Here is a 22,869-nt window from a genome sequence, read left to right as displayed (position 1 = left end):
GTGCGCCTGGGGCGCACCGTTTATGTGTCTTGCGAGGTTAGGTTCAGGCCTGAACCGAATCCTCTTCCTTGTGTGCGGTATGCAGCACTTCAATCAGGCAGTCTTCCAGCTCGAAGCGCTCATGAAGCAGGCCGCCCAGCTCCTTGAATTTCTCCGCAACGCATTTGCCTTCATCGCAGAGGTCGTTGAACGCGAGCAGTTTTTCGGTGATGACATCGATCCGCGGATAGATCGTCTCGGCCAGTTCCAGACCGCGCTTGTCGTTGAAGGCCTTGGCCTCGCTCGTCAGCTGTTCGTAGATCTCGAAGTGCCCGGCCGAGACATAATCGACCAGCACGCCGCAGAATTCCTGCAAGGGCTTTCTATCCTCGGACAGCGCTTGAGGTTTGGCACCCAGCTTGTCATAGGCAGCGATCAACTCCTCACGCTCCTGGAGCCAGCGGTCGATCAGCAGATGAACTCCACCCCAACGTTCCTGAGCATTCTGACAACTTTCGAGCATGGCGATCTCTCTTCCCTTGTGGGTCATGCTGCCCTACACCCGCGCCTCTTCTTGTGGCTATTGCTTTGAGAGGCGGCCAGGCAGAGCGTCATCGAGCAACATAATTCCAATGACACATGCGGGCCAGATTATGCCCGCACGCCTATGGCTTCAAGGTACGCAGGAGAGAAAGTTCATACAAGTGTTTAATCCCTGACCAGCGCCGGGTGCGACGGTTGGCCGCTGAGCGGTCGCTGCAGAGCCATCCAGACCAGCCGCAGCAACTGGTAAGCGGCGAGGATCGACATCCCCACGAAAAACAGCAGACTCCACTCAGGAATACTCAGATCGAACAGAGTCCAGGATAATTCCGTGCAATCGGCAGAGTCGTAGAACATCCGCCTCAGTGCGCATAACCATGGCAGGCTGCTGAACATTTCCTGAGGATCGGGCGTGCAATGCGCCAGCCTCTGCAGCGAATCACCTTGCAACAACACTTGCCGCCATGCCGCCGTCATACCGCCGAGACTGCTCAGCGACACCATTATCCAATACAGCGACAGACCGAAACGCTGTGGTCCATGGATCGCCGCCACACCACAAAAAACGGTGAGTGCGCTCATGAACAGACGCTGGACCAGGCACAGACTGCAGGGCACCAGACCAATTGCGTATTCCAGGTAATAGGAAGCTCCCAGGGCCAGAATCCCCGCAGTGAAAGCCATAAAGAACAGGGAACGTGAGCAGGCCAACGACATGGCTTATCCGTAACAATAAAGACAGGCAGTTACGGTAGAGGAAAGGGCCTTGGGCTTTCAAGGCGAGTCGCTGACGACACTTCACCAGAAGTGTAGGGAAATCCCGACAGACATCGAAGGATTCGGTGTAGTCCACTGTAGGATTTTACTTGGGAAGGGATTCGCCGGTAACTATTCAGTCACCGGGAAAGAAAAGGAGGAGCACGCTCCTCCTTTCTGATCACGCTCGAACCGCTACAGGTAATGGCGCAGCCAGCAATCGTTCATCCAGCATACCGAGCCCTTCCTGGAACAGCAGATTGCTGCGTTCGGTATCGCCGAGCCGGGCCAGCAGGCGCGCCAACTCGGCGCACGCTTCCGGATTGCGCTGCACTCGCAGGCTGCTTTCCAGATAATCCCGCGCCTTGCCCCACAGACTGGCTTGCAGGCACAAACGCCCCAGCGTCAGTAGCAGGCTGGCATCGCCCGGATGATCCTTGAGCCAACCTTCGGCCGTCTGCAACTGACGTGCTGGATCACTGCCGCGCACCAGACCGTAAAGGCGCGCCAGATGGCTGTCGTACTTGCGCTTGAGCGCCGTGCGCAACACCTCTTCCGCTTCGACCTGAGCGCCCAGCTGACGCAGTTGCTCGGCGTAGGCCAGCACCAGCGCCGGCTCCTGGCGCTGGGCAGACGTCAGTTGCTGCCAGGCACGGTTGAGCGATTGCAAACCGACCGTGCCATCTTCTTCGCGCCGGGCGGCCAGGGACAGGTTTTCTCCCCAGGCGCGGCGCTCCAACTCGATCAGTTCGGCCGGTGGCAGGACTTTGTCCTTGCGCAGCTCCGGCAATAGCTGGATCACGGACGACCAGTCACCGCGCTGCTGATGCAGACGCTGCAACTGGCGCAAGGTCTGGGCATTGTGCGGATGGCGCTCGTGCATCGCTTGCAAGGTGACCAGCGCCCCATCGGTATCGCCACGATCGGTCTGCAACTGCGCATGGCTGAGGGCGATCGCCAGCTCGGCCTGCGGCTGACGTTCAAGGGCGCGCTCCAACAGGCGATCGCTTTCCTCATAGTTGCCTTGCTCGTTGGCGGCCCGAGCGGCACCCAGGTAATACAGCAACGGCTGACGCTCGGCTTCGGCGGCCCGGTACAGGTGACGCTGGGCACTGGCCCAGCGGCCTTCGGCCAGGTCGAGCTGACCATGCTCGATTGCCACCTGCACGCGACGGCTGCGGTTGCGCCGCGACCAGGGATTGACCACGCCACCGGAGGTCAGCACCAGCTCGACCAGTGCCTTGATGCCCCAGACCAGCAGCCACAACACCGCCACCACTGCCAGGGTCGCCCACAGGCTCGATTCATAACGAAAGCTTTTGTAGGCGACCAGCACGTAACCGGAATGCTCGGCAATCGCCAGGCCCAGCGCCGCCGTTGCCGCGATCACCAGAAACACGATTACATACAGGCGCTTCATGGTGTCGCCTCCTGCGCGGTGCTGGCGGCCGGTTTGGCGAAGGGTTTCACCGAGTCTTCGGCGTTGACGTTGCGGCGCTCCAGATACGCCTGCACTGCGCTCAACGTTGCGGCGAGATCCGGCGTATTGACGGTCACCGGTTGTTTGCTCAACTCCACGACCTGCTCAAGCATGATTTTGCTCTGCGGGTTGTCCGGGTTGAAGTTGCCCGTGAGGACGTCACGCGCCTCCGCCAGGGCCTGGGTGTACACCGGCGCCTGACCGTTGAGCGCGGCCCATTGCGCCTGTTCGAGCGAAAGGCTGAGGGCCAGACGCACCTGGCTCAGGCTCTGGCCGGCAAGCAGCGGCCGGACGTTTTGGTCAGCGTTGAAATCGATGCGGATGTAGCGCGAGATCTGATCCCACCACTGCGCCCAGCGACTGGCGCCGTCGCCATCGGCGGTCAGACCCAGCAGCGAATCGCCGCGATCCTTGTATTCCGGCGCCAGCTCGGTGAGGCCGACGACCTGATCGCGCAAGGCGCCCAGGCGCAGGAACAGCCCGGTGCGATCCGGCTGCTCGGTGCTGCGCAGCGCTATCAGGGTTTTCGCCACTTGCTCGCGGGCGGCGAACGAGCCGGGGTCATTCTGCTCGCGCAGGATTTCATCGGCACCCTGCACCAGCGCCTGGGCGCTGCTGATGTCCTGCAGGGCGGAAAGACGCAGGCTGGCCAGACGCAGCAAATGCTCGGCCTCGGCCAGACGCCAGTCCTTGCGGCTGGCGCCGAGGACGGTTTCCAGACGTTGATTGAGGCGTTGCTGATCGCCCTGAAGTTGGGTCACCAGACGCTGGCGATCGGCAAGTTCATCGGCGCCGGGCAATTGCCCGAGACGCTCGGTCAGTCGTTGCTCATTGAGCTTCAGGGTCTGGGCCTGATCGCTCAACGCCTGCACCTGACTCAACTGATTCTGCGTATTGGCCTGCAGGTGTCGCACCTGCCAGACACCCCAGCCACCCACCGCAACGCCGGCGGCGCCGAGCAGCAGTGCGAGAATGGCCAATCCGTTGCCTCGGCGTGGTTCGGCGGCCGGTGGCAGTGCATCAACCGGCGCATCGATCACAGGTTGAACGTCATCTTTAGGCAAGGCTGTTTCGCTCACGTATCCATCCTTTGCATTAGAGAACGGGCCCGGGATGCTCCCGTAACGCCGTCAGCAAGGCCGCGGCACTGGCGCCGCGACAATCCACAACTGTTCGGGCCCCGGCGGCAGTGGCCTGCTCGGCAACCCTTGGGCTTGGAACAAACAACGGCAACTGCGCAAGCACAGGCCAGGTATCGCCGGCCAGTTGGCGCAGGTGCTCGAAACCCTGTCCACTGCTGACCACCAGCCCGTTCAGGCGTTCCGCTGCAATCCTGCGGGGCAGCTCCTGCGACGGATAGTCCGGCAGGTCGCGACGGTACAACTCCAGATATTCGACACTAGCACCAAGCGCGCGCAGGCGCTCGGCCAGCAGCTCGCGTCCGCCCTCCCCGCGCAGGATCAACACCTGCGAGCCGGGCACCGCCACCGCCGCCAGCAATCGCGGCAATTGCAGCAAGGCTTCGCTGTCGTCCCCCGCATCGGGGAAACTCACATCCAGCCCCCGATCGCGAAGGATAGCGGCGGTCGCCGCCCCCACGCTGAACCACGGCATCGTCGGATCAGCCAGCCCCAGAGCGTCGAGTAAACCCACCACGATACGCGCCGCCGGCTTGCTGACCACGATCACCGCGCTGTAACGCGGCAGTTGCGTGATCGTGCGGCGCATTGTGTCAGAGACCGGCAGTGGCGCAATTTCCAAAAGCGGCAGACAGCTGCTGAAAAACCCTTGTTCGGCCAGCACGGCGGCGAGCGCCGAGCAGTCTTCCGCCGGGCGCGTCAGCAGCAGGCGCCAAGTGGTCACTCGTGACCTGCCTCGCCGTAGACTGCCTTGAGAATATCGTCGGCGCCCTGGCCGAGCAGGTCTTCGGCAACCTGCACACCCAGCGTCTCGGCTGCCGCACGCGGTGCACGAGCGTGTGCGCTGAGCAGCTTGCCGCCGCTCGGTTCGCCCACCAGACCGCGCAGCCACAACTGATCGCCTTCGAGCACGGCGTAGCAGGCGATCGGCACTTGGCAGCCGCCATTCAGATGTTTGTTGAGGGCACGCTCGGCGGTGACACGGTCAGCGGTGTCGGCGTGATGCAGAGGCGCAAGCAAGGCATGGATTTCCGTGTCGGCGCTGCGGCATTCGATACCGACGGCGCCCTGGCCACCGGCCGGCAGGCTGTCGTCGACGCTGATGGCCGAGGTGATGCGTTCTTCGAAACCGAGACGGATCAGGCCCGCTGCCGCGAGGATGATCGCGTCGTACTCGCCGGCGTCGAGCTTGGCCAGACGGGTGTTGACGTTGCCGCGCAGGAAACGGATCTCGAGATCCGGACGGCGCGTCAGCAACTGCGCCTGACGCCGCAGGCTCGAGGTGCCGACGATGCTGCCGGCAGGCAACGCATCGAGGCTGGAATACGTATTGGAGACAAACGCGTCACGCGGATCTTCGCGCTCGCAGATGCAGAACAGACCGAGGCCTTCGGGGAAATCCATCGGCACGTCTTTCATTGAGTGCACGGCGATGTCGGCTTCGTTTTCCAGCAGCGCGGTTTCCAGTTCCTTGACGAACAGGCCCTTGCCGCCGATTTTCGACAGGGGCGAATCGAGCAGCTTGTCGCCGCGACTGACCATGGGCACCAGCGTCACCAGCAGGCCCGGGTGGGCTGCTTCCAGACGGGCTTTGACGTATTCGGCCTGCCAGAGGGCCAGAGCACTTTTGCGGGTGGCGATGCGGATTTCGCGAGAGGACATGGATCAATCCGTACTGAATAGATACGGCGGATAATAACAGCTCAGCCAAATCCACTTTGACCTGAATCAGATACGGCGTGGCCTCCCTGGCCTGCGATGCCTGGTGAAAGGAACGAAGAACCGCCCGGAGCCTGCGGACTAAAGCCCCTGCATCATTTTGCGAACGCCCGCCACATGCCGGCGGCTGACGATCAGCGCATCACCGTTCAGGCCCTTGAGAAACAACTGGAAGTGGCCCAGCGGCGTGCGTTGCAGTCGCTCAATGCGATCGCGGGCCACCAGTGCATTGCGATGGATCCGCACGAAGCGCTCGCCGAATTCGTCTTCCAGCGCCTTGAGTGGCTCATCCAGAAGGACTTCGCCACCTTCATGGCGCAAGGTCACGTATTTGTGGTCGGCAATGAAGTACACCACCTGATCCAGCGGGATCAGTTCGATGCCTTTGCGGGTGCGGGCGCTGATGTGGCTGCGCGGGCCGTTACCGCTTTCGGCGGCAGGACGGGTCAGGGCCGAGAGCTGGGCCCGGTTGGGACGTTCAGCCCGTTTCAGGGCGTCATGCAGATGTTCGGTTCGCACGGGTTTCACCACATAGCCCACGGCGCTGGCCTGCAGGGCTTCCACGGCAAATTCATCGGGACCTGCGCAAAACACCACGGCCGGCGGGGTTTCGCGTTCGCACAGACGGGCAGCCACCTGCAGGCCATCGAGGCCCGGCATGCGGATATCGAGCAGCACGATATCCGGCTTGTGGCTGTCGATCAGTGCCAACGCTTCTTCACCATTGGTGGCGCTGGGCTCCAGGATTGTGTAGCCCTCGAGCTCGCTCACCATTCGGCTGAGTCGCTCGCGGGCCAGTGGTTCGTCATCAACGATCAGGACATTCATATTGCGCTGGATTCCTGCGTGAGTCTCGCACAAGGATAGCGTAGACAAGTGGAGTGACGTCCGTCACCGCGATCCACGCTAAGACTAGCGGGAGCGCCAAAAAGTGCCGTACGTCGGCCGGCAATATTTGCCGACACCCGCAACGTACCGCCCGACGCCCGTCGCTGACTGCGTTTTACGCAGGGTATGCCAGTGGCCAATACACCCACCCCTCTCTCTTCTTATAGTCGGTGGCCGGATCTTTGCCCGATCCGTGGCCACCCGACCCCTATGTCCTACTGTAGACGCTCGTCGGGCCGATATTGCTCAATCGGAAAATATCCTTGCGCAAATCCCCCGAAGACGCCGACGACTATGACGGAGCGAATGAGAAAAAAACGTATCGACCAGTGTCAGCGACAGGATTGGCAACCCTGTTATTATCCGCGCCAGCGTTTCACGCCTTCTTTCTTCAAGCCGATACGAGCGAATTCATGAGCACTGACAAGACCAATCAGTCCTGGGGCGGCCGCTTCAGTGAACCCGTCGACGCCTTCGTCGCCCGCTTCACCGCCTCCGTCACTTTCGACCAGCGCCTGTATCGCCACGACATCATGGGCTCGATCGCCCACGCCACCATGCTGGCCAAGGTCGGCGTGCTGACGGATGCCGAGCGCGACAGCATCATCGATGGCCTGAAGACCATCCAGGGCGAAATCGAGGCCGGCCAGTTCGACTGGCGCGTCGACCTCGAAGACGTGCACATGAACATCGAAGCACGCCTGACCGACCGCATCGGCGTCACCGGCAAGAAGCTGCACACCGGCCGCAGCCGCAATGACCAGGTCGCCACCGACATCCGCCTGTGGCTGCGTGACGAGATCGACCTGATCCTCGGCGAGATCACCCGCCTGCAAAAAGGCCTGCTGGAGCAGGCCGAGCGCGAAGCCGCCAGCATCATGCCGGGCTTCACCCACCTGCAAACCGCTCAGCCGGTGACCTTCGGGCACCACATGCTGGCCTGGTTCGAAATGCTCAGCCGCGATTACGAACGCCTGGTCGACTGCCGCAAGCGCACCAACCGCATGCCGCTGGGCAGCGCCGCGCTGGCCGGCACCACTTACCCGATCGACCGCGAATACACCGCGCAACTGCTGGGCTTCGACGCCGTCGGCGGCAACTCGCTGGACAACGTGTCCGACCGTGACTTCGCCATCGAATTCTGCTCCGCCGCGAGCATCGCGATGATGCACCTGTCGCGTTTCTCCGAAGAGCTGGTGCTGTGGACCAGCGCGCAGTTCCAGTTCATCGATCTGCCGGACCGTTTCTGCACCGGCAGCTCGATCATGCCGCAAAAGAAAAACCCCGACGTGCCGGAACTGGTGCGCGGCAAGACCGGCCGTGTGTTCGGCGCCCTGATGGGCCTGCTGACCCTGATGAAAGGCCAGCCGCTGGCCTACAACAAGGACAATCAGGAAGACAAGGAACCGCTGTTCGACGCCGCCGACACTCTGCGCGACTCGCTGCGGGCCTTTGCCGACATGATTCCGGCGATCAAGCCGAAACACGCGATCATGCGCGAGGCGGCGCTGCGCGGTTTCTCCACCGCCACAGACCTGGCCGACTACCTGGTACGCCGTGGCCTGCCGTTCCGTGACTGCCACGAGATCGTCGGTCATGCCGTGAAGTACGGCGTGGACACCGGCAAGGATCTGGCCGAGATGAGCCTGGAAGAACTGCGCCAGTTCAGCGACCAGATCGAGCAGGACGTGTTTGCCGTGCTGACCCTGGAAGGCTCGGTGAATGCCCGTGACCATATCGGCGGCACTGCGCCGGCGCAGGTCAAGGCTGCCGTGATTCGCGGTCAGGCGTTGATCGCCAGCCGCTGAAAGCATCGCGGGCAAGTCGAATGCTCGACTTGCCCGCGAACTGGCTTCAAGACAAGTTTCTACTTTTTGGCTGCGATCATCGCCAAAAACGCCGGCATCGCCGCATCCTTGTCCGCGGCAATCTTCTGCACGTGCGGGTTCTGCTCAAGCCGCTCCAGCAGCGCCCTGGCCTTCGGCATCTCCGCCAGCAAATCCAGACCGAACAGTTTGTGCCCCACCGCAGCTGCCAGCGGCACGCTGTAGAGGAAGTACAAATCCGCAATGCTCAGGCTGTCGCCCGCCACATACGGGGCGAACTTGCCGTGACGGCCCAGCGCCGCAAAACCCAGCAGCAATTCAGCCTTGGTTTTTTCCTTGATCGCCTCCGGCAACGCCGTACCGAAGAACGCTTCGCCGTAACAGGCACGGGCCGGCAGCTCGATGTACAGCTCGATTTCCTTGGCCACCGCCAGCACTTGAGCACGGGCAAACGGCTCGGTCGGTAACAGCGGGGTACCCTTCTGGGTACTTTCGAGGTATTCGAGCATCACCATCGTTTCATTGATGTAACCACCTTCGCCCCCCAGCACCGGCACCTTGCCGCGCGGGCTGATGGCCAGGGACTCCGGCGTTGGCGTCGGGTAGAACGTGACCTCTTCGAACGGCAGGCCTTTTTCCAGCAGCGCCAGTTTGACCATGTTGTAGTAGTTGCTGACAGAGAATCCATAGAGCTTGAACATCACATAGCCTCCAGGCCGTGCGGGGTGGGCAGTGCCTGTTTATAGATCGCCCCGGGGATTCTCGCCAGCAGCATCACGCCGCTGAATGCGGGTAAACTGGCGCCTTTCCCTGAGGAGCCTGCCATGAGCGAGCCGACTGACATCGACAATGATGACGAAGCGTTCACCGAATCGACGCTGATCGAAGCGATCGAGAACCAGATCGAAAGCGACAACCCGCCAGCGGCCAAGGCAACCTTCAACAAGCTGACCCTGGTCGGTTACGAGCGTGACGACATCCTGAATCTGATGGCCCACGTGCTGGCCTACGAAATCGACGCGATGCTCGACGACGACCGCGCGTTCGACAGCGAGTGGTACGAGACGGCGCTGCGCGCCCTGCCGGAGCTGCCACCGGAAAAGCAGTAAACGGCCCCGCCCTGTGGGAGCTCGCCTGCTCCCACACAATTTGTCACCCATCTGCGCGGCCTTCTGCCGCCCCCTGACTACACTGGAATCCACCCTGGGACAAAAACCCTGACACGCGCACTGGACAGCCCGCGCCGGCAGGTTCACCTTAGGGGCGCTGTCGTCCAATTCCTAGAAAGTCTGGAGTCCTTATGTCGCTTACCCCTGAGTTGGTTGCCGAACTGGAAGTCCTTGCACTCTTCAACCTGGACAGTTCCCAGGAAGGTCTGAAAATTCATCAGACCGCTGCCCCGAAGCACATTGCCGCCGCACAACGTCTGTTCGAAAAAGAACTGACCGACCAGCCTGACGGCGGTTACCTGACCAGCCTCGGTCGCGATGCCGCACAAAACGTGCAAACCGTACTGACGATTCTCAAAGAGCAGCAAACCGCCTGATCCTCCCGACTTTGCCCACGGAAACCCCTGCCACGGGATTTCCGCGGGCCAGCCAAGAACATCGCCCATCGCCACGCGATAGAAATCTGACGTCAAAAAACAAATTCAGCTTAAAACTCCTGCCGCTCAGGCGCTAAACTCCCGGACACCCGAGACCCCTTGCCTCCGAGCCCTGCGCGCCGGTTTGAGCCGACATGACCCGCACCCATGAAATCCGCCCCGACCTGGACGAAGGCATCGACCGCAAGGTACTCAGCCAGTTACGCGCACGCTTTCTCAAACTCAACGCAGGCCGCCTGAACCGCGCGCGGGAAGGCCTGTCGACGCGCCAGCAAAGTGTGCTGACGCTGCTGCCGCTGTTTTTCCACGTCAATCATCCGCTGCTGCCCGGCTATGTCTCGGGCAGCACGCCGGCCGGGCTGTCGAATTACGAACCCGACGCCGACGCGCTTGCCGAAGCTCAGCGCCTGACGCGCTCGTTCTCCCACAAGCCGCGTCACGGCAGCAATCCGCCACGGCCGATCCACGGGTTGTTCCTGATGGGCAGCCTCGGCACGCTTGCCCAGGCCGACCAGAGCGACATGGACGTGTGGGTCTGCCACGCCCCCGACCTGAGCGACAGTGAACTGGCCGAGCTGCGTAAAAAATGCCAGCTGCTCGAAACCTGGGCTGCCAGCCAGGGGGCCGAGGCGCACTTTTTCCTGATCGACCCGGTGCGTTTTGTCAAAGGCGAACGCGACACCCAGCTCAGCTCCGAGGATTGCGGCACCACTCAGCATTACTTGCTGCTGGACGAGTTCTACCGCACCGCAATCTGGCTCGCCGGACGCACGCCGATCTGGTGGCTGGTGCCGATTTACGAAGAACGTGCCTACGACGCGTACACCCACACCCTGATTTCCAAGCGTTTCATCCGCAACGATGAAACCCTCGACCTGGGGCCGATGGCGCACATTCCGCCGGGCGAGTTCGTCGGCGCCGGGCTGTGGCAACTGTTCAAGGGCATCGAATCGCCTTACAAGTCGGTGCTCAAGTTGCTGCTGACCGAGGTCTACGCCAGCGAACATCCCCATGTGCGGTGCCTGAGCCTGCGCTTCAAGCAGGCGGTGTTCGCCAATCGGCTGGACCTCGACGAGCTGGATCCGTACATGGTGGTTTACCGGCGGATCGAGGAATACCTCACTGCGCGCAATGAGCCGGAACGCCTTGAGCTCGTGCGGCGGGCGCTGTACCTCAAGGTCAACCGCAAGCTCACCGGCAACAGCCGCACCCAGAGCTGGCAGCGCTCGCTGCTGGAAAGACTGGCCAGCGAATGGCACTGGGACCAGCGGCAACTGGCGCTGCTCGACAGCCGCAGCCAGTGGAAAGTCCGCCAGGTCAGCGCCGAGCGCCGGGCGCTGGTCAACGAGCTGAATTACAGCTACCGCTTCCTGACCCAGTTCGCCCGTACCGAACAGACCGTCAGCCTGATCAACAAGCGCGACCTCAACGTTCTCGGCCGGCGGCTGTATGCCGCGTTCGAACGCAAGGCCGACAAGGTCGAGTTCATCAATCCCGGTATCGCCCCGGACTTGGCCGAAGACACCCTGACCCTGGTGCAATCGCCGAACAAAAAGGAACCGGGCCAGACCCAGTGGGGCCTGTACAACGGCAGCCTGACGGCGCTGGAGTGGGAACACTTCGCGCCGATCAAGCGCAGCCGCGAGTTGCTGGAACTGCTGACCTGGTGCCACCGCAACGGCGTGATCGACAGCAGCACCCGACTGGCCCTGCACCCCGGCACCAGCGACATGAGCGAATTCGAGCTGTTCAACCTGCTCGGCAGCCTGCAACAGAGCATCGCCCTGCCCTTGCCGACCGTTGCCGAAGAACCGCTGCTGCGCGCCGCCGTACCGAGCGAGGTGTTGATGCTGGTGAATGTCGGGGTCGATCCGCTCAAGCATCACCGCGACCTGAACATCCTGATGACCACCGAACGCACGGACTCGCTGAGCTACGCCGGCGTGCGCGAAAACCTGGTGCTGACCCTGGATCAGGTCACGCTCAACAGCTGGAACGAAGTGCTGGTCAACCGCTTCGACGGTCCGCATGCCCTGATGGACTGCCTGCGCGATTACCTCAACAACCTGCCGCGCGGACCGCAACAGCCGTCGCTGCGGGTGCGTTGCTTCTGTCACAACCGCGCGCAATTCATTGCGCGCCGGGTGGAAGAAATCATCGACACCGCGCAGACCCTGTTGCTCAGCGACCTGAATCACCGCTACCTGATTCAGGTTCAGCAGCATTATCACGTGCTGGAACTGGTGCCGGGCCAGGTCAGCCATGTGGCCCTCGCCACCCTGCCGGCGCTGTTCGATTACCTGGGCGAGGAGCAACCGCGCTACAGCCCGTTGCACCTGGACCCGATGGCGCTGGAAGACCACGACCTCGCACTGATCCTGCCGATGGGCCAGCCTGAATGCATTCAAGTGTTCTACCGGATCACCGAAAAAACCGCCGAGCTGTACGTACTCGACGAGTTCAATGCGCTGTGGCAACAACACTTGCCCTATCACGACGAGCAAAGCCTGTTAGTCCCATTGCAGCGGTTCCTGCAGTCGATCCAGTTCCGGCGCGAAGCATCGCTGCCGATGGATTCCAGCCACGCCGCCAGCCTTGAAATCTTGTATTACCAGTTATTGCCATCAGGCCCGGGACGCGCGCGACGGGTCGAAATGCGCCCGGCACCGCAGACGCCGGCCAACAAACCGTTCTACGACGTGCAGGCGATCGTCGGTAAAGCCGCCCCCGGCGAGGTGCAGGTCACGCTGTATTGCAATCAACGGGAATTCAGCGAGCTGGAACATGGCGACCAGCTGTTCAGCGTGGTCGCTCGGGAGATCGTCGGGCAGCGCCGGGAAACCGAGCGCTACCGCTGCTACATCACCGACCTGGACCTGTCGGGCGTGATCGGTGACGGGCAGAGTTCAAGCAATCTGTATCTGCGCTACAAGGCCGACCTGGAACGCTCTCTGAACGAGGCCCTCGAGCAGGTCTGAGGCGGGTTACTCCGGGAAATCACCGCCGTTGGCCGGCTGCGATTCGACTTCGAGCAAGGTCAGTTTCAGGGTCTTGCCGCCCGGGGCCGGCCAGTCGATGTGCTGACCGACTTTCAGGCCCAGCAGCGCACTGCCGACCGGAGCCAGGATCGAGACTTTGCCTTCGTCGGCGTTGGCGTGCTTCGGATAGACCAGGGTCAGGTGGTAGTCCTTGCCACTGCTCTCTTCACGGCAGTGCACACGGGAATTCATCGTCACGACATCGGCAGGCACTTCATCGTGACCGACCAGGGTATCGGCGCGGTCCAATTCGGTTTGCAGCGCAATCACGCCCGGCAGCGTGTCATCCAGGCTGTCGATCAGGCGCTCCAGACGTTGCACGTCCAGACGGGTAAGGGTGATGGAAGGTGCGGTCATGATCCGGGCAGACTCCTTTCTTCTGCACACAAAAAAAGCAAAACCCCGCCAAAAAAGACGGGGTTTTCACCAGGCCTCGATGGGTTGAGGCGTTTCCGGACACTAACACAGCTCAAAAAATATACAAGCTACGCTCCGGCGAGCTGCCGGCGCTGAGCCGCTTGCGCGCAAATCACCCGGCGGCGCTCGTCATCGGCCGAGCGCCACTCGCGGATGTCTTCGACAGGGCGCATGCAACCGAGGCAGACCTTCTGCTCATCCAGCCGGCACACGCCGGTGCACGGCGAAGGCACGGCCGGGCTGACGTTGCTGTAGAGCGGCTTCGGCGGACGGGCGGGCGCGGTGTCAGTCACGAAATCACAGGCCTTCGAAGTCGAATTCGGTGCCGGCCTGCTGCCTGACGATGCGCTCAAGCATTTCGCCCAGCTGTTCTTCGCTCTTGTCGCACATCCAGCGTTCGCTCTCTTCGTCGTAGTCGAAGTGGAAACCGCCGGACACCGCGGCCAGCCACAGCTGACGCAACGGTTCCTGACGACTGAAGATCAGCTGGGTGCCGTTCTCGAACTTGACGGTCAGCACACCGGCCGAGTTCTCCATGTCGATGTCCAGGTCGCTGTCGTCGAAGATGTCTTCCAGTTTTTCCTGGGTTTCATCGACCAGATCGTGGAAACGGGCTTCGGACAAACTCATTGCGGCAACCTCAAAAAATGTCTGATCAGGCTCAAGCGCCGCAAGATACGGACGCTGCCGGCCGATTGCAAAGGATAACGACCAAGCGCCCTGCCCGGCGACGAAATATCCATCCGCCACGCGGGAAAAGTTTCCGCGCCGCAGCCCGAGCCCCGCCGGACGGGAGTTCCGTCGCATAGGCAAGCTGCCGGGTGGCCGGTATACTCCGGCGCAATTAACGCATTTTCAAGGATTTCGCCATGAAGCGCCTGATCTCTTCCCTTGCTGCGCTCGTCGCGGTTGCCTGCCTTGTTTCGGCTTGTGGTCAAAAAGGCCCGCTGTACCTGCCCGATGAAGATCAGGACCCGGCCGAGCAAGCCCAGTCTTCGCAAAAGCAGCCTGTCTCCAAGGCACACAAGCACGACGTTTACTAAGGGATCGCCATGGACGCTTTTAACTACCGTGGCGGGGAGCTGTTCGCGGAAGGTGTGGCGCTGTCCGCCATCGCCGATCGCTTCGGCACTCCCACCTACGTCTACTCCCGCGCCCACATCGAGGCCCAGTACCTGGCCTACGCCGATGCGCTGGCCGGCATGCCGCACCTGGTGTGTTTTGCGGTCAAGGCCAACTCCAACCTCGGCGTCCTGAATGTCCTGGCCCGTATCGGCGCCGGTTTCGACATCGTCTCCCGTGGCGAACTGGAACGTGTTCTGGCCGCCGGCGGCAGCCCGGACAAGATCGTGTTCTCCGGCGTCGGCAAGACCCGTGACGACATGCGCCGTGCGCTGGAAGTCGGCGTGCATTGCTTCAACGTCGAATCCACCGACGAGCTCGAGCGCCTGCAAGTGGTCGCCGCCGAACTGGGCGTTCGAGCGCCGATCTCGCTGCGCGTGAACCCGGACGTCGATGCCGGCACCCACCCGTACATTTCCACCGGTCTCAAAGAGAACAAGTTCGGCATCGCCATCGCCGACGCCGAAGACGTGTACGTGCGTGCCGCGCACCTGCCGAATCTGGAGGTGGTCGGCGTCGACTGCCACATCGGTTCGCAACTGACCACCCTGCCGCCGTTCCTCGATGCCCTCGATCGCCTGCTGGGTCTGGTCGATCGCCTCGGCGACTGCGGCATTCACCTGCGCCACATCGATCTCGGTGGCGGCCTGGGTGTGCGTTATCGCGATGAAGAGCCGCCACTGGCCGCCGATTACATCAAGGCTGTACGTGAGCGTCTGGTCGGTCGTGATCTGGCGCTGGTGTTCGAACCGGGCCGCTTCATCGTCGCCAACGCCGGCGTGCTGCTGACTCAGGTCGAGTACCTCAAGCACACCGAGCACAAAGACTTCGCCATCGTCGACGCGGCCATGAACGACCTGATCCGCCCGGCGTTGTACCAGGCCTGGATGGACGTGACCCCGGTCAAGCCGCGCGAGACCGCTGCGCGCACCTACGACATCGTCGGCCCGATCTGCGAAACCGGCGACTTCCTCGCCAAGGAACGCGAACTGGCGCTGGAAGAAGGCGATCTGCTGGCCGTGCATTCGGCCGGTGCCTATGGTTTTGTGATGAGCTCCAACTACAACACCCGCGGCCGTGCCGCCGAGGTGCTGGTGGATGGCGATCAGGCCTTTGAAGTGCGTCGCCGCGAAACCGTGGCCGAGCTGTTTGCCGGCGAAAGCCTGCTGCCGGAGTAACCCCATGCTGCTGCGTTTTACCAAGATGCACGGCCTGGGCAACGACTTCATGGTTCTCGACCTGGTCAGCCAGCACGCGCATATTCAGCCCAAGCACGCAAAAATGTGGGGCGACCGGCACACCGGCATCGGTTTCGACCAGTTGCTGATCGTCGAAGCGCCGAGCAATCCGGATGTGGATTTCCGGTACCGGATCTTCAATTCCGACGGCTCCGAAGTGGAGCAGTGCGGCAACGGTGCGCGCTGCTTCGCCCGCTTCGTGCTCGACAAGCGCCTGACCGCCAAACGGCAGATTCGCGTCGAGACCAAGGGCGGCATCATCGAACTGGACGTGCGTAACGACGGCCAGATCGGCGTGAACATGGGCGCCCCGCGCCTGGTGCCGGCGGATATTCCGTTCCAGGCGCCGGAGCAGGCCCTGAGTTATCAGGTCGATGTCGACGGTAAGCCCGTCGATCTGGCCGCGGTGTCCATGGGCAACCCCCATGCGGTGCTGCGAGTCAGCGATATCAACACCGCACCGGTGCATGAACTGGGGCCGAAAATCGAACACCATCCGCGCTTTCCGGCGCGGGTCAACGTCGGTTTTCTCCAGGTCATCGACCGCCATCGCGCGCAACTGCGCGTGTGGGAACGTGGCGCCGGGGAAACCCAGGCCTGCGGTACCGGTGCCTGCGCTGCTGCTGTAGCGGCGATCAGTCAGGGGTGGATGGATTCGCCACTGCTGATCGACCTGCCGGGCGGGCGTCTGTCCATCGAGTGGGCAGGCCCCGGCCAACCGGTGTTGATGACCGGCCCGGCAGTGCGCGTATACGAAGGACAAGTGCGTCTTTGAGTGAGCAGAAGCCATGACCGATAAGCCTCAGGTACCCGCCCGACAGTCCGGTGAATCAGCGTCCGAGAGCCTGGAGGCGGCAGCCGTTGCCGCGTACCTGGAGGCTCATCCGGACTTCTTCGTCGAGCATGAAGATCTACTGCCGTCCCTGCGCATCCCTCATCAGCGCGGCGATACCGTCTCGCTGGTCGAGCGCCAGATGGCCATCCTGCGCGACCGCAACATCGAGATGCGGCATCGCCTCTCGCACTTGATGGACGTGGCCCGGGACAACGATCGCCTGTTCGACAAGACCCGTCGCCTGATCCTTGCACTGATGGACGCTGCCACTCTGGAAGACGTGGTGATCAGCGTTGAAGACAGCCTGCGTCAGGATTTCCAGGTGCCCTTCGTCAGCCTGATCCTGCTCGGCGACAACCCAGCCCCGGTCGGCCGCTGGGTCACCCACGCCGACGCGCAAACTGCCATTGGCGGATTGCTCACCGAAGGCAAGAGCGTCAGCGGCAGCCTGCGCGAACATGAACTGGACTTCCTGTTTGGCGAAGAGCAGCGCAAGCAGATCGGCTCCACCGCCGTGGTCGCCGTCAGCCATCAGGGCATCCACGGAATTCTGGCTATCGCCAGCCGTGACCCGCAGCATTACAAGAGTTCGGTCGGCACGCTGTTCCTCAGCTACATCGCCGAAGTCATGGGTCGCGTGCTGCCACGGGTCAACAGCTCCCTGCGCTCGGTACGCTGACCATGGAACGACAACTGGACGCTTACTGCGAACACCTGCGCAGTGAGCGGCAGGTGTCGCCGCACACGCTGTCGGCCTACCGACGCGACCTCGACAAAGTCCTCGGCTGGTGCAACAAACAAAACATCGGCAGCTGGCAGGCCCTGGACATCCAGCGCCTGCGCAGTCTGATCGCCCGCCTGCATGCCCAGGGTCAGTCCTCGCGCAGCCTGGCGCGCCTGCTCTCGGCGGTGCGCGGGCTCTATCACTATCTGAATCGCGAAGGCCTCTGCGATCACGATCCGGCCACCGGTCTGGCCCCCCCCAAAGGCGAGCGCCGCCTGCCAAAAACTCTCGATACCGACCGCGCCCTGCAACTGCTCGAAGGGGCCGTGGAGGACGATTTCCTGGCTCGGCGTGATCAGGCGATTCTGGAGCTGTTCTATTCTTCCGGGCTGCGCCTGTCAGAGCTGACCGGGCTCAATCTCGATCAGCTCGATCTGGCCGACGGCATGGTTCAGGTGCTCGGCAAGGGCAGCAAGACGCGCCTGTTACCGGTCGGCAAAAAGGCTCGGGAAGCACTGGAGCAATGGCTGCCGCTGCGGGCGCTGACCAACCCGGCGGACGATGCCGTTTTCGTCAGCCAGCAAGGCCGACGCCTCGGCCCGCGCGCGATACAGGTTCGGGTCAAACTCGCCGGCGAGCGCGAACTGGGGCAGAACCTGCACCCGCACATGCTGCGACACTCCTTCGCCAGCCATTTGCTCGAGTCCTCTCAGGACCTGCGAGCGGTGCAGGAACTGCTCGGCCACTCGGACATCAAGACCACCCAGATCTACACCCACCTGGACTTCCAGCACCTGGCGGCGGTCTACGACAGCGCCCATCCACGGGCCAAACGCATGAAAGGCGACGATTCATGAGCATCCAGTTGATCACCTTCGACCTCGACGACACCCTGTGGGACACCGCCCCGGTGATCGTCAGCGCCGAAGCGGTTTTGCGCGAATGGCTAAGCGAACATGCGCCGAATCTGGGCGCGGTACCGGTGGAGCATCTGTGGTCGATCCGCGAGCGGGTACTGACCAGCGAACCGGGTCTCAAGCATCGCATCAGCGCACTGCGGCGGCGGGTGCTGTTCCATGCGCTGGAAGAGGCCGGGTACGCCCACGGCGAAGCCTCGGATCTGGCGGACAAGAGTTTTGAAGTGTTTCTGCATGCGCGGCATCAGATCGAGGTGTTCCCGGAGGTCGAACCAGTTCTGGAAACCCTCGCCAAACACTACGCTCTCGGCGTGGTCACCAACGGCAATGCGGATGTACGTCGTCTCGGGCTGGCGGATTACTTCAGGTTTGCGCTGTGCGCCGAAGACATCGGCATCGCCAAGCCGGATGCGCGACTGTTCCACGAGGCTTTGCAGCGCGGTGGCGTGAGCGCCGAAGCGGCGGTGCATATCGGCGATCATCCAGGGGATGACATCGCCGGAGCGCAGCAGGCCGGTTTGCGAGCGATCTGGTTCAACCCCGCCGGCAAGGTCTGGGAAGCGGAGCGCCTGCCGGATGCCGAGATTCGCAGCCTGAACGATCTGCCCGCGGTACTCGCCCGCTGGAACAGCCGCAGCTAGATTTCTTCTGCCCATGAAAAAGCCCGCAGCGACGGCGGGCTTTTTCAGCAAGCAAACGGCACGCCTCAGATAGGGCGGCTGCCATACTTGTTGTCCGGCTTCTTGGGCGGATCGGCGACCACGTTGGCCTCCACTTCCTGAACCTTGCCACCGCGCGCAAGGAATTCTTCCATGGCCTTGGCCAGGGCGTCGCGCTCCTTGTTCTTGGCTTCGATGCTCGGCAACTCGTCGACCGACACCGCAGCCTTGGCTTTACCTTTGGCAGCCGGGGCCGGCGTATCGTCACCGCCATCGTCTTCAGCAACGTCTTCCGCTGCTGCTTCCAGACCGTCTTCGGCCTCGTCTTCGTCGCCTACTTCGAGGTCGTCGTTTTCCAGATCATCGTCGCTCATGTTCTACCTCATGACTTGCGAAAAGCAGATTAGTTATAGACCAGCTTTGGCGACTGTCGAAAGCCGCCGGAAAAAAATCGGTAACCGTTGGTGACCAACGGTTCATGCCCCTTCACCGTGCAAGGTGGCGAGGACTTTACGGGCACCGCCATGGTCACGGTGCTCGCCCAGGTAAACGCCTTGCCAGGTACCCAGTGCCAGTCGACCCGCCGTTACCGGCAAACTGATCTGACACCCCAGCACGCTGGCCTTGAAGTGCGCCGGGAGGTCGTCCAGGCCTTCGTCGTTATGCTCATAGCCGTCTGTTCCTTGTGGGATCAGACGATTGAAAAATCGTTCGAAGTCGCGACGTACCGCCGGATCGGCGTTCTCGTTGATGGTCAACGACGCCGAGGTATGCTGCAGCCACAAATGCAACAGACCGACCCGGCATGCCTTGAGTTCAGGCAGGCCGGCGAGCAACTCATCCGTCACCAGATGAAAGCCCCGGGGCCTTGCCCGCAGGGTTATCAGAGTCTGTTGCCACATACAGTTCTCCGCACGTTCGGGGCGCATTCTAGCGCGCTCTGGAAAAAAACAAAGGCCCTAATATTCCTTCAATGATGTAAGCCTTTGACCGCAGAAAAACACTCGTCGTAAACACGACCAAAGCAGTACGAAAAATCCTTTCAGCTGTATCAGGAAAGACAAATTCCAGACAAAAAAATGCCCGGCAAGCCGGGCAAGTTTTTGGCGGCGCGTGCTTACAGGTTGTAGCCGCGCTCGTTGTGTTGTGCCAGGTCCAGGCCGACCGATTCTTCTTCCTCGGTCACGCGCAGCCCCATCACGGCATCCAGTACCTTCAGGATAATGAAGGTGACGATCGCGGTGTAGATCACGGTGAAGCCGACGCCTTTGCACTGAATCCAGACTTGTGCGGCGATGTCGGTGACGGTGCCGAAGCCACCCAGCGACGGTGCGGCAAACACACCGGTCAGGATTGCGCCGAGGATACCGCCGATACCGTGCACGCCGAAGGCGTCCAGGGAATCGTCATAACCGAGTTTGCGTTTCAGGGTGGTGGCGCAGAAGAAGCACACCACGCCCGCCGCCAGGCCGATCACCAGGGCGCCCATCGGGCCCACGGTGCCAGCGGCCGGCGTGATCGCCACCAGACCGGCAACGACGCCGGAGGCGATACCCAGTGCGCTGGGTTTGCCGTGAGTGATCCACTCGGCGAACATCCAGCCCAGTGCGGCAGCGGCAGTCGCGATCTGGGTCACCAGCATCGCCATGCCGGCGGTGCCGTTGGCGGCGACAGCGGAACCGGCGTTGAAGCCGAACCAGCCAACCCACAGCATCGCTGCGCCCATCAGGGTGTAACCCAGATTGTGTGGCGCCATCGGCGTGGTCGGGAAGCCTTTGCGCTTGCCCAGTACCAGGCAGGCAATCAGACCGGCCACACCGGCGTTGATGTGCACCACGGTGCCGCCGGCGAAGTCGAGTACGCCCCAGTCCCACATCAGGCCGCCGTTGCCGGACCAGACCATGTGCGCGATCGGTGCATAGACCAGGGTGAACCAGATGCCCATGAAGATCAGCATCGCGGAGAACTTCATCCGCTCAGCGAACGCACCGACGATCAGCGCCGGGGTGATGATCGCAAAGGTCATCTGAAAGGTGATGAACACCGCCTCGGGGAACAGCGCCGCCGGGCCGGTCAGGCTCGCTGGCGTGACACCGGCCAGGAACGCCTTGCCAAAACCGCCCACGAACGAGTTGAAGTTGACGACGCCCTGCTCCATGCCGGTGGTGTCGAACGCGATGCTGTAGCCATAAATGACCCACAGCACGCTGATCAGACCGGTAATGGCGAAGCACTGCATCATCACGGAAAGAATGTTTTTCGACCGAACCATGCCGCCGTAGAACAGCGCGAGACCGGGAATGGTCATGAACAGCACAAGGACAGTAGAGGTGAGCATCCAGGCGGTGTCGCCGGAGTTCAGGACTGGGGCTGCCACTTCGTCTGCCGCCATGGCCAGGCCGGGCATTACGATAGACAACAGGGCTCCTAGCCCTGCGAATTTACGCAGAGTCATATTGTTTTCTCCTGGGGCGTTGGGTTTGTGGCGGCGTTTAGATCGCGTCGGTATCGGTTTCGCCGGTACGGATGCGGATCGCCTGTTCCAGATTGACCACGAAGATCTTGCCGTCACCGATCTTGCCGGTGTTGGCAGCCTTGGTTATCGCCTCGATAACCCGATCCAGATCCTTGTCGTCGATGGCAACGTCGATTTTTACCTTGGGCAGAAAATCGACCACGTACTCCGCGCCGCGATACAGCTCGGTGTGACCCTTCTGCCGACCGAAGCCTTTGACTTCAGTAACGGTAATGCCCTGCACGCCGATTTCGGACAGCGACTCGCGCACGTCGTCCAACTTGAACGGCTTGATGATGGCAGTGACTAGCTTCATGAAACTCTCTCCCGAATTGGTGGACTTGCCCCAGGAAAACAAACCCGACTCAAGTCTAAGCGCAGTGCCTGGCTTTGTAACGCTTCGTTGTCGACGCCAGCTAACCGCTCCAGACGAAACTCCCCGCTCCGTCTGCCGCACTGCATTCGTCACAGCGACTGCATCAGTGCATGGGTCAACGGTGACTAAGCAGAAAGCTTGCCATCTCGCCAAAAACCACTGATTTCAATCCCTTGGCGGCTGCCGCAGATGCCATCACCCAAATGGCACTCGGGATACGCACAACAACGGTGCGCAGCCGTGCATCCCGTTGCGCGAAAAGCGTGCATCCGTGCCTGCGCCAATGACTATAGACACTGCGTGATACACTGCCGGCCATTGTTTCCAGGACATATCCCATGCTCGCGCCCAAAGACTTCCTCGACGCCCTGAGCGGCACCGCTTCCCGCCTGTTCAGCGGCGACACGCCGTTGCCAAAAGCCGAAATCGAAAGCCAGTTCAAGATGCTGCTGCAAAGTGCCTTCAGCAAACTGGACCTGGTGAGTCGCGAAGAGTTTGACAGTCAGATGGTGGTACTGGCGCGCACTCGCGCCCGGCTCGAGAGCCTTGAGGCGAAGGTGGCGGAGCTGGAAGCGAAGCTGACGCCGCCGGCTGAATAACACCTCGTTTCTTTGTGACTGCGGCCCCCTGTGGGAGCGGGCTTGCCCGCGAATGAAGGTCGGAACGACCTTCCCGCCATCAGGATTCGCTGCCGAATCTCGGCAGAATCCTACAGCTTGCAACCCCGCCATCCGATTGCGTCGTGAAGTCCTGATTCCTAAGCTCACCCAATGCTGAATGTTCAGCACTGGGTTTGGCGACCCGGAAAGCTTAAGGCGCACGACAACCATGATGGCGGCTATTGTTTACCGCCACATCGAGTCATGGCGGTTGTGCGTGGGAGACCTTCGGGTCTGCCGGGTTCCTTTTGCTCCGGTTCGCCAACCCGCGTACGACTGCCACCCAATTGTTTGGCGACAATTGAGGGGACTGTCAGATATTTTGTGTGCGGGCCGGTAACGGCCTGCCGTCAGGCAGGCCGTGCTTTTACCAGGTTGGCCTGATAAATCGATCTCCGTACAGAATCGCAAATTGATTCATCGCACTTTTCCA

26 protein-coding genes are annotated in these 22,869 nt (G+C 61.8%); 11 read left to right on the top strand and 15 right to left on the bottom strand.

Annotation, left to right across the window (positions count from 1 at the left end; all coding sequences use genetic code 11):
• Positions 1–43: 43 nt before the first annotated feature.
• From rsd to L6D81_RS26280, 7 genes are all read right to left on the bottom strand, one after another.
• Positions 44–502, bottom strand: a complete 459-nt coding sequence (gene rsd / locus L6D81_RS26310; protein ID WP_236182540.1) for a sigma D regulator — start codon at positions 500–502, stop codon at positions 44–46.
• 185 nt (positions 503–687) lie between these two features.
• Positions 688–1,239, bottom strand: a complete 552-nt coding sequence (locus tag L6D81_RS26305; RefSeq protein WP_236182539.1) for a disulfide bond formation protein B — start codon at positions 1,237–1,239, stop codon at positions 688–690.
• A 220-nt stretch (positions 1,240–1,459) separates the two neighbouring features.
• Entirely contained in the window at positions 1,460–2,698 is a 1,239-nt protein-coding gene (locus L6D81_RS26300) for a heme biosynthesis protein HemY (protein WP_236182538.1), read from the bottom strand.
• Positions 2,695–3,837, bottom strand: coding sequence for a uroporphyrinogen-III C-methyltransferase (locus tag L6D81_RS26295; RefSeq protein WP_236182537.1), 1,143 nt, complete (start codon positions 3,835–3,837; stop codon positions 2,695–2,697). The genes L6D81_RS26300 and L6D81_RS26295 overlap by 4 nt, the downstream gene beginning before the upstream one ends.
• A 16-nt stretch (positions 3,838–3,853) precedes the next feature.
• Positions 3,854–4,621, bottom strand: coding sequence for a uroporphyrinogen-III synthase (locus L6D81_RS26290; protein ID WP_236182536.1), 768 nt, complete (start codon positions 4,619–4,621; stop codon positions 3,854–3,856).
• On the bottom strand, positions 4,618–5,559 hold the full coding sequence (gene hemC / locus L6D81_RS26285; protein WP_236182535.1) for a hydroxymethylbilane synthase: 942 nt from the start codon (positions 5,557–5,559) through the stop codon (positions 4,618–4,620). Before hemC ends, L6D81_RS26290 begins: the two co-directional genes overlap by 4 nt.
• 138 nt (positions 5,560–5,697) lie before the next feature.
• Positions 5,698–6,444 (bottom strand): LytR/AlgR family response regulator transcription factor, encoded by a 747-nt coding sequence (locus L6D81_RS26280; protein WP_236182534.1) that lies wholly within the window; start codon positions 6,442–6,444, stop codon positions 5,698–5,700.
• Positions 6,445–6,917: 473 nt separating this feature from the next.
• Between L6D81_RS26280 and argH the strand changes: the two genes are divergently transcribed.
• Positions 6,918–8,312 (top strand): argininosuccinate lyase, encoded by a 1,395-nt coding sequence (gene argH / locus L6D81_RS26270; protein WP_236182533.1) that lies wholly within the window; start codon positions 6,918–6,920, stop codon positions 8,310–8,312.
• A gap of 59 nt (positions 8,313–8,371) precedes the next feature.
• Here the strand turns inward: argH and L6D81_RS26265 are convergent, their stop codons facing one another.
• Positions 8,372–9,031: a glutathione S-transferase family protein gene (locus tag L6D81_RS26265; protein WP_236182532.1), complete on the bottom strand. Its 660-nt coding sequence runs from the start codon at positions 9,029–9,031 to the stop codon at positions 8,372–8,374.
• Between the two features lie 123 nt (positions 9,032–9,154).
• On the opposite strand from L6D81_RS26265, the gene L6D81_RS26260 reads away from it, so the two are divergent.
• The 3 genes from L6D81_RS26260 to L6D81_RS26250 all read left to right on the top strand — a co-directional run bounded on the left by L6D81_RS26260 (position 9,155) and on the right by L6D81_RS26250 (position 12,914).
• On the top strand, positions 9,155–9,439 hold the full coding sequence (locus L6D81_RS26260) for a hypothetical protein (RefSeq protein WP_236182531.1): 285 nt from the start codon (positions 9,155–9,157) through the stop codon (positions 9,437–9,439).
• A gap of 191 nt (positions 9,440–9,630) precedes the next feature.
• Positions 9,631–9,876 carry a TIGR02647 family protein gene (locus L6D81_RS26255; protein WP_007951883.1) on the top strand — a complete coding sequence of 82 codons (246 nt, stop codon included), beginning with the start codon at positions 9,631–9,633 and terminating at the stop codon, positions 9,874–9,876.
• A gap of 194 nt (positions 9,877–10,070) precedes the next feature.
• Positions 10,071–12,914, top strand: a complete 2,844-nt coding sequence (locus tag L6D81_RS26250; protein ID WP_236182530.1) for a class I adenylate cyclase — start codon at positions 10,071–10,073, stop codon at positions 12,912–12,914.
• Between the two features lie 6 nt (positions 12,915–12,920).
• On the opposite strand, the gene rnk is transcribed toward L6D81_RS26250, so the two are convergent.
• The 3 genes from rnk to cyaY all read right to left on the bottom strand — a co-directional run bounded on the left by rnk (position 12,921) and on the right by cyaY (position 14,021).
• Complete coding sequence (rnk, locus tag L6D81_RS26245) at positions 12,921–13,331, bottom strand: nucleoside diphosphate kinase regulator (protein WP_007951886.1); 411 nt, start codon at positions 13,329–13,331, stop codon at positions 12,921–12,923.
• 128 nt (positions 13,332–13,459) lie between these two features.
• Positions 13,460–13,684 (bottom strand): DUF1289 domain-containing protein, encoded by a 225-nt coding sequence (locus L6D81_RS26240; RefSeq protein WP_236182529.1) that lies wholly within the window; start codon positions 13,682–13,684, stop codon positions 13,460–13,462.
• A 4-nt stretch (positions 13,685–13,688) separates the two neighbouring features.
• Positions 13,689–14,021: an iron donor protein CyaY gene (cyaY, locus tag L6D81_RS26235; protein ID WP_236182528.1), complete on the bottom strand. Its 333-nt coding sequence runs from the start codon at positions 14,019–14,021 to the stop codon at positions 13,689–13,691.
• Between the two features lie 239 nt (positions 14,022–14,260).
• Here cyaY and lptM point away from each other — a divergent pair, with 239 nt between their 5' ends.
• From lptM to L6D81_RS26205, 6 genes are read left to right on the top strand one after another with little or no spacing between them, the layout of a single operon-like run.
• On the top strand, positions 14,261–14,434 hold the full coding sequence (gene lptM, locus L6D81_RS26230) for an LPS translocon maturation chaperone LptM (protein WP_007951888.1): 174 nt from the start codon (positions 14,261–14,263) through the stop codon (positions 14,432–14,434).
• Positions 14,435–14,443: 9 nt separating this feature from the next.
• Positions 14,444–15,691 (top strand): diaminopimelate decarboxylase, encoded by a 1,248-nt coding sequence (gene lysA / locus L6D81_RS26225; RefSeq protein ID WP_236182527.1) that lies wholly within the window; start codon positions 14,444–14,446, stop codon positions 15,689–15,691.
• A gap of 4 nt (positions 15,692–15,695) precedes the next feature.
• On the top strand, positions 15,696–16,526 hold the full coding sequence (gene dapF, locus L6D81_RS26220; RefSeq protein ID WP_236182526.1) for a diaminopimelate epimerase: 831 nt from the start codon (positions 15,696–15,698) through the stop codon (positions 16,524–16,526).
• A gap of 13 nt (positions 16,527–16,539) precedes the next feature.
• Complete coding sequence (locus L6D81_RS26215; protein WP_236182525.1) at positions 16,540–17,265, top strand: DUF484 family protein; 726 nt, start codon at positions 16,540–16,542, stop codon at positions 17,263–17,265.
• A 2-nt stretch (positions 17,266–17,267) separates the two neighbouring features.
• Positions 17,268–18,167, top strand: coding sequence for a tyrosine recombinase XerC (gene xerC / locus L6D81_RS26210; RefSeq protein WP_007951897.1), 900 nt, complete (start codon positions 17,268–17,270; stop codon positions 18,165–18,167).
• Positions 18,164–18,868 (top strand): HAD family hydrolase, encoded by a 705-nt coding sequence (locus L6D81_RS26205; protein ID WP_236182524.1) that lies wholly within the window; start codon positions 18,164–18,166, stop codon positions 18,866–18,868. Before xerC ends, L6D81_RS26205 begins: the two co-directional genes overlap by 4 nt.
• Positions 18,869–18,933: 65 nt before the next feature.
• Here L6D81_RS26205 and sutA read toward each other — a convergent pair whose 3' ends face one another.
• From sutA to glnK, 4 genes are all read right to left on the bottom strand, one after another.
• Positions 18,934–19,260 (bottom strand): transcriptional regulator SutA, encoded by a 327-nt coding sequence (gene sutA / locus L6D81_RS26200; protein WP_007951900.1) that lies wholly within the window; start codon positions 19,258–19,260, stop codon positions 18,934–18,936.
• Between the two features lie 102 nt (positions 19,261–19,362).
• Positions 19,363–19,788, bottom strand: a complete 426-nt coding sequence (locus L6D81_RS26195) for a secondary thiamine-phosphate synthase enzyme YjbQ (RefSeq protein ID WP_039765261.1) — start codon at positions 19,786–19,788, stop codon at positions 19,363–19,365.
• A 215-nt stretch (positions 19,789–20,003) separates the two neighbouring features.
• On the bottom strand, positions 20,004–21,341 hold the full coding sequence (locus L6D81_RS26190) for an ammonium transporter (RefSeq protein ID WP_236182523.1): 1,338 nt from the start codon (positions 21,339–21,341) through the stop codon (positions 20,004–20,006).
• Between the two features lie 37 nt (positions 21,342–21,378).
• Positions 21,379–21,717, bottom strand: a complete 339-nt coding sequence (glnK, locus tag L6D81_RS26185; RefSeq protein ID WP_002555808.1) for a P-II family nitrogen regulator — start codon at positions 21,715–21,717, stop codon at positions 21,379–21,381.
• A gap of 398 nt (positions 21,718–22,115) precedes the next feature.
• On the opposite strand from glnK, the gene L6D81_RS26180 reads away from it, so the two are divergent.
• Positions 22,116–22,376, top strand: coding sequence for an accessory factor UbiK family protein (locus L6D81_RS26180; protein ID WP_011336527.1), 261 nt, complete (start codon positions 22,116–22,118; stop codon positions 22,374–22,376).
• Positions 22,377–22,869: the final 493 nt, after the last annotated feature.

Origin of the sequence: Pseudomonas sputi, from assembly GCF_021603585.1 — a bacterium.
Taxonomy (GTDB): Bacteria; Pseudomonadota; Gammaproteobacteria; order Pseudomonadales; family Pseudomonadaceae; genus Aquipseudomonas; species Aquipseudomonas sputi.
Note: the sequence above shows the minus strand (reverse complement) of the source record. Positions and strands in the feature narration are given on the sequence as shown.